The following is a 13,626-nucleotide window of genomic DNA, read 5'->3' as shown; positions in this document are numbered from 1 at the left end:
TCAATCCCAGATGACATCGAGGCGGGGCGGTGACCGAAACATCGTGCCGGTGATATACGGCGGTGGCGCAGCGGGATCGAGCCGCAGATTGGGAAGCTCATCGAACAACGCGTTGAAGATCTTCATGCTCTCCAGCCGTGCGAGGTGCATGCCCAGACAGACATGAGCTCCATGCGCAAATCCGATGTGCGGCTTTCGGTCTCGGAATATGTCGAACGACTCCGGATTCTCCCAGCGCGTCTCGTCGTGGTTGGCACTGCCCAGGCTGAGCATCATCGTCGCCCCCTTGGGAATCCGGACGCCGGCGAGTTCGGTGTCGCACGTGACCTCCCGCATGAAATTCAGCAACGGGGTCTCCCAGCGGATACCCTCCTCGATGGCCTGAGGGAGCAGGCTGCGGTCGTGGCGGACCGCATCGAGCTGATCGGGATGGGTCAGCAAGGCCATCGCCAGCGAAGCCGTCGAGCGCGAGGTGGTCTCGGCCCCGGCCGGCAACAGATTCCGCATGAAACCATAGATCTGCTCGTCGGACATCTTCGTTCCGTTGACCTCTGCTGACGCGAGGATGGACACCATGTCGTCCTGCGGAGTTCTGCGCCGTTCGGCGAGTATTCCGGTGAAGTACTCCTTCATTTCCGCGGATGCAGTCATGGCCGTCTCCATGTCGCCTCGGAAGCCGAGAATGTCGATGGCCAGCCGGTGGAACCAGAGCACGTCGGAGTCGGGTAGTCCCAACAGTGCCGCGATGACGCGGACTGGAATCGGCATGAACACCGCGTCGACGAGGTCGGCGCGCTTGGTGTCTTTGAACTTCGCGATGGTGCTCTCGACCAATGGGCCGACGAGTTCGTCGTCCCATCGCTTCATCGACGAGCGGGCGAAGGCGAACTCATGCAGTTTGCGGTACACCGCATGTTCGGGCTCCTGCATTTCCAGGATCGTCGGCCCCTGCAATGGCCGGACGATGTCCTCATAGCAGCGCGTGCTGAACGTGATGTTGTCGGTGAACACCGCCTTGACCGCGTCGAACGAGTAGGCCGTGAACGTCGGCGGGCCCTCGCCCGAGTTGTCCGTCATGCCCAACTCCGGCCAGCCGGGGTGGACGGCCGCCGCCGCGCGTAGCTCTTTGAGCAAGGGGTAGGGCGTGGCGTCACCGTCCGCGCCCATGCCGATGTTGAATCGGTGCTGGGCGTCGCGAATGCTCTCTTCGAGTTCTTCCACCGTCGCGGGCTTCGCCATGAACGGCTCCTCCACTGTCGTCGCCGGATCCAACATACACCCTGGTGGTTGGGACCATACCTGATGTAGGTTGAGCAATTGGCAACGATCTGAAGACTGAAAGCACAACCGGGAGTGCTCGATTGACTATTCGCGTAGCGCAGTGGGCGACAGGAGCCGTCGGACGGGCGGCTCTTCGCGAACTGATCGAGAATCCGCATTTCCAATTGGCTGGCGTGCTCGTCTACGACCCGGCGAAAGCCGGCCTGGACGCCGGTGCCCTCTGCGGCTTGGAACCGACCACCGGGGTGCTGGCGACGAACAGCAAGGACGACATCCTCGCCTCGAACGCGGACGTCGTCGTACATGCGGCGAGCAAGGCGCACGCGGTGGAGACCAACGCCGAGGACATCTGTCGCCTGCTGGCCGCCGGCACCAACGTGATCAGCACGACGTCCTACAACCACCTACCCACCTACGGTGCGGCCACCGAAAAAGCTTTCGCCGACGCATGCCGCGCCGGCGGATCCCGCTTCCACGCGGCCGGCGAGAATCCCGGTTTTATGTTCGAGCGCCTCGTCGCCACCCTGACCGGACTGAGCAAGACCATCGATCGCATCGACCTGTACGAGGCCACCGACGTGTCCGGGGTCGACAGTCGGCCCATGCTGGTCGATCTGATGGGCATGGGCCGGCCGCCCGAGGACGTCACCGTCGACTCCCCCATCATCAAGAAGCTCGATATGGCCTACCGGCAGGCCCTCAACGCCACTGCGGACGTTCTCGGCATAGCACTTGATCGAATCGACGTCGCCGTGGATGCGACGACCCTTGATCACGACATCGAAGTCCGGGCCGGTAAAATTGAGGCAGGAACTGTTGTAGGACAGCGCTTCTCGTGGATGGGACACTGGTCCGGACGCGAGCTCCTCGCGATCCACGAGGAGTGGATACTGACCCGCGATCTGCCGCAGTGGGGGCTGAGCCCGCTGGAACCTGGCCAGAAGGCACCGTTGATCCGCGCGGTCATCAGCGGTAACCCCAGCTTCGAGCTACAGCTGGACGTCGGCGGCGAGGATGCGACACCCGGCGGCATTCCGACGATGCCCGGTCACCTCATGATCGCGATGAGCGCGGTGCGTGCCATACCGTACGTGTTGGCTCAGCCACCCGGGATAGTCACCGCCCCGGTGTTCGGTGCCATCCAGCTAGCGTGACGCGATGCCGACCGCACGGTGGATGTTGTTGCTGGGTGCGGCGTGGAAGACGTGCCCGGTGCCGTCGGGGAGCACACGCCGGGCCACCAGGTAGTCGCTGCCGAGCCAGCCCTGCCGGTTGTAGCGGCCGAACCGCAGGAACGTGCCGGGCGCGCCGCTCGCCGCCGGGATCAGTTTGACCGTTTCGATGCCGTCACGAACTCCCTCTCCCGTCAGCGGGCGCGCGGCAGCGATGCCGCGCACGATCACCGTCGCCGCGTCCCGCGCCAACCCCGGCATCGAATGGCCAGGCCGCCGTCCATACTTGGCGGCGAAGCGATCCAGGAAGTCCTGACCCGTGGCGTTGCGTTCGTCGTAGCTGTCGAGTCCGATCCATCCGCGCACATGGCGCATCCACTCCGCGTTGATGTGCGCCATTTCGAACGCGGTGGTGGTGTAGCGCGGCGGATCCCAGTAAGCGGCCTCCAGCGCATCGGAGAAGCCCCACAGGCCGTGGCCGAAGCCGACGTGCACCAGGGCGTCGGGTTCGGTCGCACGCAGAGCCGCCACCGTCTCCACCTTGTCGGCTTCCACCTGTGGTATCGCGATGGTCGAAACCACCTTCAATCCCGCAGCTGTGTAGGCCTTCTCGGCAGACGCGAGATACTCCTTGCCAATCAAGGAGTTTTCGTAGGCGATGGCGATACGTGACCTGCCGTCACCGAGCATCACCGCCGCGAGCATCACCGGCTCCTCGGCCATCGAGCCGTTGTTGAGTGCGAAGCACCACTCGCCGAGCGCTTCCTCCGAACCGGACAGCGTGAGGATCGGTGTTTGCGCCGTTCGGTCGACGTGAGCGCGCAGGGGCACGACGTTATCGGATATCCAGGGCCCGAAGATGGCCAGGCAATCGTCCGCAACCAATTCATCGAACGCGCGCTCCACGGCTTTGTACGTTCCGTTGGGCAGGCCGACCACGTTGCGCTGCACGAGTTGCACCGGCCGGTCCAGGACACCCGCAGCCAGCGCCTCGTCGAACACGAGCTGCAATGCCGCGACCGTGTCGTTGTCGGTGTCCCCTTTGGTCGGATAGTCATTGAGCAAACCGACTTTCAGCGGAGCCACCGACCCGTATGCGCGAACGTCATCGTCTGCCATACGCGCAACATACAGCACGAATGTTGCCGGTCGACCCGATCACTCGAGAGCAAATGATGATTTCCGAAAATCGGCAACCAATATTCTCGCACGACATAGGATCGCCTCGGTTCGAGTGCGCTGAGGAGTCAACGATGAGAGCGTCAACCGATAGGCGATATCGCGTCATCCAATGGGGCATGGGCAACGTCGGCACCCTGGCCCTTCGGCACTTCATCGACAATCCGGTCTTCGAGGTGGTCGGCGTGTTGTGCAACCGCCCCGAGAAGGTCGGCAGGGATGCGGGCGAACTCGTCGGAATGGGACCGATCGGTGTGGTTGCGACAACGGACAAAGCTGCCCTGCGGGCACTCGAGGCCGACTGTGTGTTCTACGCACCGCTGTGGTCTGATGTCGACGAGATATGCGAGCTCCTCCGAGGGGGTAAGAGCGTGGTCGCCTCGGGCGGCGCATGGTGGCATCGCACCGACACCAACAGTGCCGACATCGACAAGATCGACGCCGCCTGCCAGGAGGGTGGCACGTCGTTTCACGGCGGCGGTATACATCCCGGCTACGCGGCGGATCTCTTGGTCCTGACGTTGGCACGGATCGCCGGCAAGACCGACCACATCCACATCTACGAATCAGTCAACTTCAACAGGGACACGCTGAAGTACCTGGACGAGATGGGCTTCGGGAAGACTCCCGAGGCCTTTGCCGAGGGAAACCTGTTCAAAGACGCGTGGTCGCTCTTCGCGCAATCGCTCACGATGGTCGTCGAGGGACTGGGCGAGACCGTCGAGCGGTTCACGACCGACGTCGAAATCGGATTGGCGACGCGGGATATCCCCTATGAGGGGACCGCGGACATGGATATGCCCGGCCTCAAAGGCGTCATCGCGACGGGCACCGTCGCATCACAACATCACGCATGGACGGCCTGGGTGAACGGCAAACCGTTCATCACGCTCCACGAGCTCTATGCGTTCACCGAGCACGACGCGATCGAACCGCGACCCGACTGGGAGCCGTACTACCACTACCGCATCGTGATCGACGGGGAGCCCGGTACCGAACTGATCCTGCGCGGGAATCAACACGCCAGGGAGAATGCCAAGCCAGGCCACGTCGGGTACGTCTGGACGGCGATGGAGCCCGTGAACTCGATACCCGCCGTGTGCGATGCAAAGCCTGGTTTCAAGTCGCACAGCGACTTGGGGCTGATGCCGCTTCGCGGTGTGATCCGGCAGTAGATTTCCTCAACATACAAGCTGAATGTCGCTACGATGCTCTCATGGCGAAGCGCGGCGGCACAGATGATGAACGCCGGGCACGCGGTGAACAGACCCGCCGCGACCTCGTCGACGCGGGCCGCACGCTGTTCGTCGCGAAGGGATACTTCGACACCAGCATCGGCGATCTGGTCGCCGCGTCCGGCGTGGGTACGCGAGGCGCGTTCTATCACCACTTCAAGGACAAAGCGGAATTGTTTCGGGCCGTGTTCGAGGACGTCGAGCGTGATCTCACACTGCGTTCGCTGGCGTCGCCGCCGGCCGGCGCCGACGCCTGGGAGCAACTCGGCTGCGGCCTGCACGGCTTCCTCGAGGCAGCCCTCGAACCCGAGGTGCAGCGTGTGATGCTCATCGATGGACCGGTCGTGCTCGGGTGGCAGACCCTACGCGGAATCCAGGAGGGCAACAGCATCGCCCTCATCCACCAGAAGGTTCACGAGGCCATCGCCCAGGGCATCATCGACGACCAACCCGTCGCAGAACTGACCCACATGCTCGTCGCGGCCCTCGAAGAGGCCGCGCTACTGGTGGCACATGCCGACGAACCGGCTCCGGCGCGCGAACGAGCAGCCGGCATTCTCGATCGACTCCTGTTCAGCTTCACACGTCAACGTCGAAAAGCACTGCGGCGGTGACATACCGACATCGTTCGACGGCTTCTCGCCAACCCTACGGAAATCCGCATTTCCGTCTAACGCATACTGTATTTCCGCTTTGGTGTTAGCTTCGTTTACGAACCAGCGCAAGGAGAGACATGACGGACACCCCGTTGCGCGTAGCCGTGGTCGGCGCGTCGGCAGGCCTCGGCCGATGCATCGCTATGGGGCTCGCCGAGAAGGGCGCTCGAGTGGCCTTTCTCGCGCGGCGCCGCGACCGCCTGGAGAGAGCAGCCAAAGAGGCAGGCAACGGCGCCGCGGCGGTCGTGTGCGACGTCACGGATTCGGGGTCGTGCCAACAGGCGGTGGCCGAAGTCGTCGACGAGTTTGGGGGACTCGACGGCCTTGTCTACACCACGGGTGTGGGCGTGCTGTCACCTCTCACCGAGGTCACCGGGGAGCAGTGGGCGCAGTTGTTCGCCACCAATGTCACTGGCGCATCGCTCGTGACGGCCGCCGCTGCGCCGCATCTGGCTGCAACAGCCGGGTCGGCTCTCTACCTGTCGTCGTTGAGCGCCTCGTACACCACCCCGTGGCCGCTGCTGGGAGCCTATGCGGTGAGCAAAGCGGCTCTCGACAAACTCGTCGAGGCCTGGCGTGTCGAGCATCCCAACATCGGATTCACGCGCTTCGCCGTCGGTGACAGCTTCGGCGGCGAGGGCGACTCGCAAACCGAGTTCAACAAGACCTGGGATCCCGAGGCGATGGAGAAGGCCATCCGGCTCTGGATGGATCGCGGCGAGATGCTGGGCGGGCTCGTCGACGCCAGCCACCTCGCCGAGGTCGTACATTCCGTACTCGTCTGTGGCAAAAGCAGTTTCATTCCCTACCTGACCCTTGCGCCGCGGCCATCTGGCGCGGTGGCCGAACTCCGACAGTGGTGAAGGACACCTTGACGTGACTCATGAATCCCGCATGCTGATCGACGGTAAACTCGTCGACTCGGAGACCGGTGCGCGTTTCGACAACATCAATCCGGCCACCGAAGAAGTGCTCGGAAGCACCGCGGACGGCACCCGCGCCGACATGGAGCGTGCCGTCGCTGCCGCCAGGCACACCTTCGACAACACCGACTGGTCACGCAATGGCGAACTGCGCGCCCACGGCTTGCGCCAGCTGCAGGCTGCGCTCGAGGCAGAACGCGAGGAGTTGCGCAGCGAGCTGATCGCCGAGGTCGGCTGCCCTCTACTGAGCACCTTCGGGCCGCAGCTCGACGTGCCGTTGAAGGAGGCACTCTCCTGGCCCGCCGACATGATCAGCGAGTTCGCCTGGAAGCGTTCGCTTCCCGATAAGGACGCCTTCGGCATGGGCACCCCCGCGGCACGCGAGGTCTGGAAGGAACCGGTCGGCGTCGTCGGTGTGGTGACCCCGTGGAACTTCCCCTTCGAGATCATCCTGAACAAGATCGGCCCCATCCTGGCGATGGGTAACACGATGGTGCTCAAGCCCGCGCCGGACACCCCGTGGAACGCGACGCGTATCGGCAGGATCATCGCCGAGCAGACCGACATCCCGCCGGGCGTGATCAATATCGTCACGTCCTCCGATCACCTGGTGGGCGAGGTGCTGTCCACCTCCCCCCTGGTCGACATGGTGGCCTTCACCGGCTCGACGGCAACCGGACGCCGCATCATGAAAGCCGCCGCCGACACCGTGAAGCCGACGTTTCTGGAACTCGGTGGCAAGTCGGTGTACCTCGTACTCGAGGACGACGGCGACATGAAGGCGACCGTGGCCGGCAGCGCGTTCATCTCGATGCACGCCGGGCAGGGCTGCGCCATGCCCACCCGACTACTGGTACCGAATTCTCGTTACGACGAAGCCGTCGAGATCGTCAAGGTCGCGATGGAGAAGAACAAGTACGGTGACCCGACCGACGCCTCGGTGCTGCAGGGTCCGCAGGTCTCCAAGCGCCAGCAGGAGCGCGTACTCGGCTACATCGAGACGGGCAAGCGGGAAGGCGCTCAGCTGGTGACCGGCGGCGGTGTACCGAAGGACACTCCCAAGGGTTTCTTCGTCGAGCCAACGGTTTTCGCCGGGGTCGACAACAAGATGACGATCGCGCAGGAAGAGATCTTCGGTCCGGTGCTGTCGGTCATCGGCTTCGACTCCGACGACGACGCAGTCCGCATCGCCAACGACTCCATCTATGGCCTGTCGGGCGTGGTGTTCGCCAACGATCTCGAGCGCGCGAAGAATGTCGCGTCACGGATCCGTACTGGCACGCTCGGAATCAACGGCGGCCTCTGGTACGGCGCCGACGCTCCATTTGGCGGCTACAAACAATCCGGTATCGGTCGCCAATGCGGGATCGAGGGGTTGGAAATTTTCACCGAAACCAAGACGGTCGGCTGGCCGGCTCAGTAGGGAGAACCGATGAAATCGAATGCAGCAGTTCTTCGCGGGGTCGGGATCGATTGGGAGGTAACCGAAATCGATCTCGACCCGCCCAAGGCGGGCGAGGTGCTGGTCAAGATGGCTTACGCGGGTGTGTGCCACTCCGACGAGCATTTCTACACCGGCGACAGCGTCCCCAGCCCCGACATGGAAGAGATGATGCGGGCGGCGGGCGTGCCGGTGCCCGAATGGTTTCCGATGCTCGGGGGTCACGAGGGGTCGGGAATCGTTGAAGAGGTCGGCCCCGGGGTGACTGCCCTCAAGCCAGGTGATCATGTGGCCGTCTCGTTCTTTCCAGCGTGCGGCAGTTGTCGGTTCTGCGTGACCGGCCATACCTATCTGTGCGATGTGGGCGCGGACATTTACAGCAAGGAGATGACCACCGACCACACCAGGCGGCGTCATCTCGGCGACGAAGACCTCATGGCGATGATGCAGGTCGGCACATTCTCCGAATATGTCGTCGCCTCGGAACGATCGCTGGTCAAGATTCACGACTGGATCCCACTCGAGGCGGCTTCACTGGTGTCCTGCGGTGTCACAACGGGATTCGGCTCCGGTTCGGTTGCGGCGGGAACCGAGGTCGGCGACACCGTCGTCGTGATCGGGGTGGGTGGTATAGGTATGAACGCGGTTCAGGGCGCGAAGGCGGCCGGGGCCAAATACATCGTCGCCATCGACCCGAACGAATTCAAGCGGGAGATCGCACCCAGTTTCGGGGCCACACACACCGCGATCGATGCGGGCGCGGCGCTCGAACTGGTCAAAGAGATCACCTGGGGTGTAATGGCCGATCGAGTTATCTTGACGCCCGGCGTGGTACCACCGGACCTGATCATGATCGCGATGATGTTGCTGCGCAAGGGCGGCACCTGTGTGCTGACCGGCATGGCCAAGATCACCGACATGATGGTGCCTCTGGTCCTCGGGGACATGGTCAGCTCGTGTAAGACGCTCAAAGGCGTCCTCTACGGCGAGATGAATCCGCGCGAGGCCATGCCCCGGCTCCTGTCGATGTACGAGGCCGGCACCTTAAAGCTCGACGAACTCGTTACCCAGAAGTACAAGCTCGACGACATCAACGTCGCGATGCGAGATCTACGGGCTGGCAACAACATTCGCGGAGTCATCGAGTTTTAGCCACGCGCAGGTCACCATCGACCACAACTGGCACCTCGTGCGGTCTCGGAAATAGGTATTCTCATTATCGAGATTGGATGCTACCGTCAGGAGCGACCGGCTGTTTGATGCGTGTACAAGTCGGTGACAATGCTGAGGGCGTTCGTCGGCCGGCGTCAGGTTAGGAGCGCAGCGCTTGTTCGAAGAATTGGTGCGGATGGCCGTCACTTGGGGAGCAATGTGCGGTTTGGTTGCATTCTTTTATTGGATGCTGTCCAACATCGGCACGTTCTGATACACGCGGCCGCAGACGTCTCAGCATGTTACGTCGCGAATCGGTAACCGCCAGAACTGTTTCGGCCCCAAGGAAGGTCACACAACCCATGGACGAACAGGATCGTCGACGCAGACGAGCCCTCATCGCATTCCAGCTCTTCATCTATGGCGTGATGCTCGCAATGTTCCTAATCCAAGTCCGCATGTACATGGTGAAGGATTGGTGAGGGTGCGACCGATGTCCTCTGCGAAGCGCACTTCACTGACACTCGACGAGCACGAGGCCGCATCTAGCGACATCCAACGCCGCGCCGATCGCTGGTTGATAGCCGGCACCGTAGTGATGGGCACTCTGGTCCTCGGCATCGTAGGCCTTCCGCTTTTCCTGCGGGGCCTTTATCTATTGCGCAAAGCCCAGCGAGACGGTTTGTCAGTGCGGCCGTTGATGGTCACGTTGATCGGCTACGTCATCATTCTCGACGCAGCACTCAACAGCATTGGCTGGGCACTGGACCTATTTGCGAACCATGCACTGATCACTCGGACGGTCTTCACGGCGTGGGGAAGCCTGATGGACGCCGGATATTTCTGGCATTACAACGAATTGTGGATCGGCGGTGCCGGCGCGCCAGGCGAGAAGGCCTGGGTGCTGGTGTGCGTTCTCATCGTCTTCCCGATGCGCATCGCAGCTGCGATCGGCTTCTTACAGATGAAGCGTTGGGGCCATCAATGGCTGATCGTGACCTGCTGGTTCGGAGTCGTTGTCTGGCTGGGCTACATCTTCAACATGACCCTGTACGCCGACGTCCGGTATACCGCCGTGGGACTTCCCGTCTTCGGCTGGTGGGCATTCAACATTTTCTACATCACTCCGTTCCTCGCCATTCCGTACCTACATACCGTCAACCGCGAAATCTTCACGGACTAGCAGCTCAAGAAGGGATCGACCGTGTCTGGTTCCACAACCAGCCCGCCTGAGGCGCCCAGCGATCTCCCTCCAGGCACCACCAGTTCGTGGGCGCGAATGCATAAGTGGCTTCGGTACGGCTTGTTCGTCTGCCTTATCGGCCTCGTGATCGAAGGTTCGCTGACCGTACCTGTCATCGCTGTCTGGTACGGGTGGCCGACTCTCTCCCTCACCGAGATCTGCAGTGAATTGATGAAAGTCCGCTTCTCCGACGACACACTGGAATGCAAGCAGCCGTATCCCCTCAGCGGACCGCCATTCGGCGGAGCTCCCGAGGCGGCCGGACAGCAGACCGCACGCGACAAGTGGGGCGTACAACCAGTGCCGGAGTACCCACGCATCGGGTTCCGAGAGTTGGTCAGGATCCATGAGGAGCGACTCGCTCGGCAGAACGCCGCAACCCATGGGCTGAGCACCACAGACGCCGAGCGTTAGTATATTAACTTGTGTCTATATAGACCTAGTGCAATACTTGGCCAGTGGATGTCTTTGAGGCAATCGCCGAACCAAATCGCCGGGTTCTCTTGGACACGTTGGCCGCCGGCGATTGCACCGCCGGTGAACTCGTAGCGGCACTGCCGGATCTCACCCAGCCGTCGGTGTCGCGACACCTGCGCATCTTGCGCGAAGTCGGGCTCGTCGAGGTCCGCCCAGACGCTCAGCGGCGCATCTATGCCCTCCGGGCCGACGGCCTTATCGCCATAGACAGCTGGATCGAGCAATACCGACAGTTTTGGGCCGGTCATCTCGATGCTCTCGAACGGCACCTCAACAGGACACAGGAGGATTCATGACCACCGGATCGGGCCGGCTCAGTGTCGAAAACGACCGGGCAATACTGTCTTTCGAGCGACGGCTCCCCCACCCCATCGAGCGGGTGTGGGCCGCGATCACCGATGCGGACGAACGCAGCCAGTGGATGGGTGACACCAGCATTGACGCCCGCGAGGGCGGGACGATCGAAATGATCCCGGCTGCGCCGCCGATTCCGGCCGACCAAAAGCGGATGACAGGTCGAATTCTGGTGTGGGACCCACCGCATGTCTTCGAGCACGAATGGAACCAGCGGATAGTCGAGCCCGGCGTCGTGCGGTACGAACTCGAGCCCGACGGCGACGGAACCCTGCTGCGATTCAGCCATCGGGGGCTCGGCGTGCGGAACGCCAACGGTTTTCGGCCCGGGACTCACGCGTACCTGGATCGCCTCGAGGCTTACCTCTGCGGGGCGGACATACCCGACTGGCAGCAGCGTTACCGCGAGGTGGCCGAGGACGCGTACGGAGGACAAGCATGGTGACGCCTCACGTCGTGGTGGCCTTCCACTCGGGTTTCGGCCACACCGCGACGCTGGCGCAGGCTGTCGCTCGGGGCGCACAGACCGCCGGGGCCGAGGTTCGGTTGATCGCGGTCGACCTCGTCGGTGATGACGACTGGCCGTTGCTCGACGCCGCCGACGCCATCATCTTCGGTTGCCCTACATATATGGGCAACGTATCGGCAGGCTTCCAGTCATTCGCCGAGCGCACTGGCCGGCGTTGCATGGAAGGCACGTGGCGCGACAAGGTGGGGGCAGGCTTCACCAACTCTGGGTCGAAGGCCGGCGACAAGTTGCAAACACTCAGTGCCCTTTCGGTGTTCGCCGCCCAACACCACATGCACTGGGTCAACCTCGGCCTGACGGCAGGCTGGAATTCCAGCACCGCAAGCGAATTCGAGCTCAATCGGCTCGGCTTCTGGCTAGGAGCCGGTGCCTCGACCGACGTTGACGCAGGCCCGGCAGCAGTGCACGAGGCCGACGTGCGCACCTGCGAGCACCTCGGGCATCGGGTCGCCACCGTCACGCGGCAGCTGCTGGCTGGGCGCGCCGCCGAGAAGCTTTGCGGCGCAACCTAGAAGGGTGGTGCTCCGTCATCCGAACCGGGTGGCGCCGGCCCAGCCGCTGAGGGCGTGCGTTCAGCCCGATTACGGGCGCGCTCGGTTGCAATCTGGTGGGCGCGGTTCTGCCGTCGGGTTGTCCGCCGCTTCGGCATCATCACCGAGCGGTCACCGCAGCGATGAACCGCGGGCGGCAGGCTCGCCGGCGGACCGGTAGGCGTCATCAGGCTGGGAAACAACAAGACGCTTCCGGGCGTCGTCACGTAGGTCTCGCCGTCGGGCAGTGTCCAGATCAGCGTCCCGTCTGGCAGCTGCTGATCCCTCCAGCCCCAGAAGGTTTTTAAGATGTGGTGCTCACGGCAGAGGCTCTTGAGATTGGAGGCCTCCGTCGCCCCATACGGCCACGGAACGGTGTGGTCGATGTCGCAACGAGTGGCGGGTCGGTCGCAGCCTGGCGCGCGGCAGGTCAGGTCGCGGGCTCGCACGAAGTCGGAAAGCGCCCGGGAGGGGTGATAGCCGGGCTCCGCCGGCGTGTCGACAGGAATGGTCACCGGACGTTGACGCGCCATGGCTTTCAACTCGGCCAGCTGCGCCGGCGCGAGAACCTCACCGCTGTCGAGCAGGTACGCCGGCTTGTTGGATGTGCCATCGAGTGTGGACTGCTCGGCGACAACGTGAATGACGACTGACCCTGTGGGCTTCTCCGTTGCAGCGCAATCAGGTTCACCACAGTCGCAGGGAAGGCGGTCCAGGCCGGCGCCGAGAGCTCCGAGCGCGTCGGAACGACGTTGACCGACCGTTCGCGGATCGTTTTCACAGGCGGACTTCGCGAATGCGTTGAGCCGTGTTTCCAGAGCCGCGCCGTGGACCACAGACAGCCGCGCCGTCAGCTCGATGTAACCGTCACTCGACTCCCAGAAGGTGACGTCGCGGTCGCTGCCGCGATCTTTTATCCGCCGAACAGCGTCTGGGTCGCGTTGCAGCACGAGGTCGTCGATTTTGGTAGCGAGCTTGCCCCGAGTCATCGACGGCCAGCGGGCAATTTGGGCGGCCAACTCCGCGTCGAGTTCAGCCACGGTGTCTGCATCAGTGACGAGGTGGGTACGGAAGACGATCGTCTGAAACAACCGGTAGTCGATATCCCCGGATTCGAAGACAGCAGCGACTGCAGGCAACCGCAGCATCGCCAATGCGTAGTTCATGTAGCTCTTGGCTTTAGCGAGGCTGAGCCGGAGTGCGGCGGCAACTTCGGCGCCGACACTCGCCCACGTGTCTACCGCCCAATCTTCACGCTCACCATGCTCCAGCCGGCGCAGTTCGAAGAGGTCAACGATTGCCCGCAGCCGCAGTGCGGCCGCTCGGTTCTCCAACCGCGACGCATTGGTCAACCGGTAGACCAAGCCGCGAGACGCATCTGTGTCGGACGGCTTGAAGGGTTCACCTGGCCAATGGTCGAACATACGTTCGAGTATGCCACGGGCCTACGACAA

Annotated in this window: 14 protein-coding genes; 11 read left to right on the top strand and 3 right to left on the bottom strand. The window is 63.0% G+C overall.

The window, feature by feature from the left end; translation table 11 throughout:
- Nucleotides 1-1,239 carry a cytochrome P450 gene (locus AB431_RS14125; protein ID WP_047333412.1) on the bottom strand — a complete coding sequence of 413 codons (1,239 nt, stop codon included), beginning with the start codon at nucleotides 1,237-1,239 and terminating at the stop codon, nucleotides 1-3.
- Nucleotides 1,240-1,361: 122 nt separating this feature from the next.
- Here AB431_RS14125 and AB431_RS14120 point away from each other — a divergent pair, with 122 nt between their 5' ends.
- Nucleotides 1,362-2,435, top strand: a complete 1,074-nt coding sequence (locus AB431_RS14120) for a dihydrodipicolinate synthase (RefSeq protein WP_047330454.1) — start codon at nucleotides 1,362-1,364, stop codon at nucleotides 2,433-2,435.
- Here the strand turns inward: AB431_RS14120 and AB431_RS14115 are convergent.
- Nucleotides 2,427-3,572 (bottom strand): ABC transporter substrate-binding protein, encoded by a 1,146-nt coding sequence (locus AB431_RS14115; protein WP_047330453.1) that lies wholly within the window; start codon nucleotides 3,570-3,572, stop codon nucleotides 2,427-2,429. The two genes, AB431_RS14120 and AB431_RS14115, sit on opposite strands and share 9 nt — an antisense overlap.
- Before the next feature lie 134 nt (nucleotides 3,573-3,706).
- Here AB431_RS14115 and AB431_RS14110 point away from each other — a divergent pair, with 134 nt between their 5' ends.
- The 10 genes from AB431_RS14110 (at nucleotide 3,707) to AB431_RS14060 (ending at nucleotide 12,154) form a co-directional block, all read left to right on the top strand.
- Nucleotides 3,707-4,807 carry a dihydrodipicolinate reductase gene (locus tag AB431_RS14110; protein WP_047330452.1) on the top strand — a complete coding sequence of 367 codons (1,101 nt, stop codon included), beginning with the start codon at nucleotides 3,707-3,709 and terminating at the stop codon, nucleotides 4,805-4,807.
- A gap of 41 nt (nucleotides 4,808-4,848) precedes the next feature.
- The gene (locus AB431_RS14105) at nucleotides 4,849-5,481 is read left to right on the top strand and encodes a TetR/AcrR family transcriptional regulator (protein WP_047330451.1); all 633 of its coding nucleotides are present in this window, start codon (nucleotides 4,849-4,851) and stop codon (nucleotides 5,479-5,481) included.
- Between the two features lie 119 nt (nucleotides 5,482-5,600).
- On the top strand, nucleotides 5,601-6,386 hold the full coding sequence (locus tag AB431_RS14100; protein ID WP_047330450.1) for an SDR family oxidoreductase: 786 nt from the start codon (nucleotides 5,601-5,603) through the stop codon (nucleotides 6,384-6,386).
- A 31-nt stretch (nucleotides 6,387-6,417) separates the two neighbouring features.
- Nucleotides 6,418-7,869, top strand: a complete 1,452-nt coding sequence (locus AB431_RS14095; RefSeq protein ID WP_047330449.1) for an aldehyde dehydrogenase family protein — start codon at nucleotides 6,418-6,420, stop codon at nucleotides 7,867-7,869.
- Nucleotides 7,870-7,878: 9 nt separating this feature from the next.
- The gene (locus tag AB431_RS14090; RefSeq protein WP_047330448.1) at nucleotides 7,879-9,039 is read left to right on the top strand and encodes an NDMA-dependent alcohol dehydrogenase; all 1,161 of its coding nucleotides are present in this window, start codon (nucleotides 7,879-7,881) and stop codon (nucleotides 9,037-9,039) included.
- 493 nt (nucleotides 9,040-9,532) lie between these two features.
- Nucleotides 9,533-10,222: a hypothetical protein gene (locus AB431_RS14080; RefSeq protein ID WP_047333411.1), complete on the top strand. Its 690-nt coding sequence runs from the start codon at nucleotides 9,533-9,535 to the stop codon at nucleotides 10,220-10,222.
- Between the two features lie 96 nt (nucleotides 10,223-10,318).
- The gene (locus tag AB431_RS14075) at nucleotides 10,319-10,696 is read left to right on the top strand and encodes a hypothetical protein (protein ID WP_052960286.1); all 378 of its coding nucleotides are present in this window, start codon (nucleotides 10,319-10,321) and stop codon (nucleotides 10,694-10,696) included.
- Between the two features lie 44 nt (nucleotides 10,697-10,740).
- Nucleotides 10,741-11,055, top strand: coding sequence for a helix-turn-helix transcriptional regulator (locus AB431_RS29965; protein ID WP_082135676.1), 315 nt, complete (start codon nucleotides 10,741-10,743; stop codon nucleotides 11,053-11,055).
- Complete coding sequence (locus AB431_RS14065; RefSeq protein ID WP_047330444.1) at nucleotides 11,052-11,558, top strand: SRPBCC family protein; 507 nt, start codon at nucleotides 11,052-11,054, stop codon at nucleotides 11,556-11,558. The genes AB431_RS29965 and AB431_RS14065 overlap by 4 nt, the downstream gene beginning before the upstream one ends.
- Nucleotides 11,552-12,154, top strand: a complete 603-nt coding sequence (locus AB431_RS14060; protein ID WP_047330443.1) for a flavodoxin family protein — start codon at nucleotides 11,552-11,554, stop codon at nucleotides 12,152-12,154. The genes AB431_RS14065 and AB431_RS14060 overlap by 7 nt, the downstream gene beginning before the upstream one ends.
- Here the strand turns inward: AB431_RS14060 and AB431_RS14055 are convergent.
- Complete coding sequence (locus AB431_RS14055) at nucleotides 12,151-13,596, bottom strand: HNH endonuclease signature motif containing protein (RefSeq protein WP_047330442.1); 1,446 nt, start codon at nucleotides 13,594-13,596, stop codon at nucleotides 12,151-12,153. The two genes, AB431_RS14060 and AB431_RS14055, sit on opposite strands and share 4 nt — an antisense overlap.
- Nucleotides 13,597-13,626 lie beyond the last annotated feature (30 nt).

Origin of the sequence: Mycobacterium sp. EPa45 (assembly GCF_001021385.1) — a bacterium.
Classification (GTDB): Bacteria; Actinomycetota; Actinomycetes; order Mycobacteriales; family Mycobacteriaceae; genus Mycobacterium.
The sequence above is the reverse complement of the archived record's forward strand: the minus strand, read 5'-3'. Positions and strand labels throughout refer to the sequence as shown.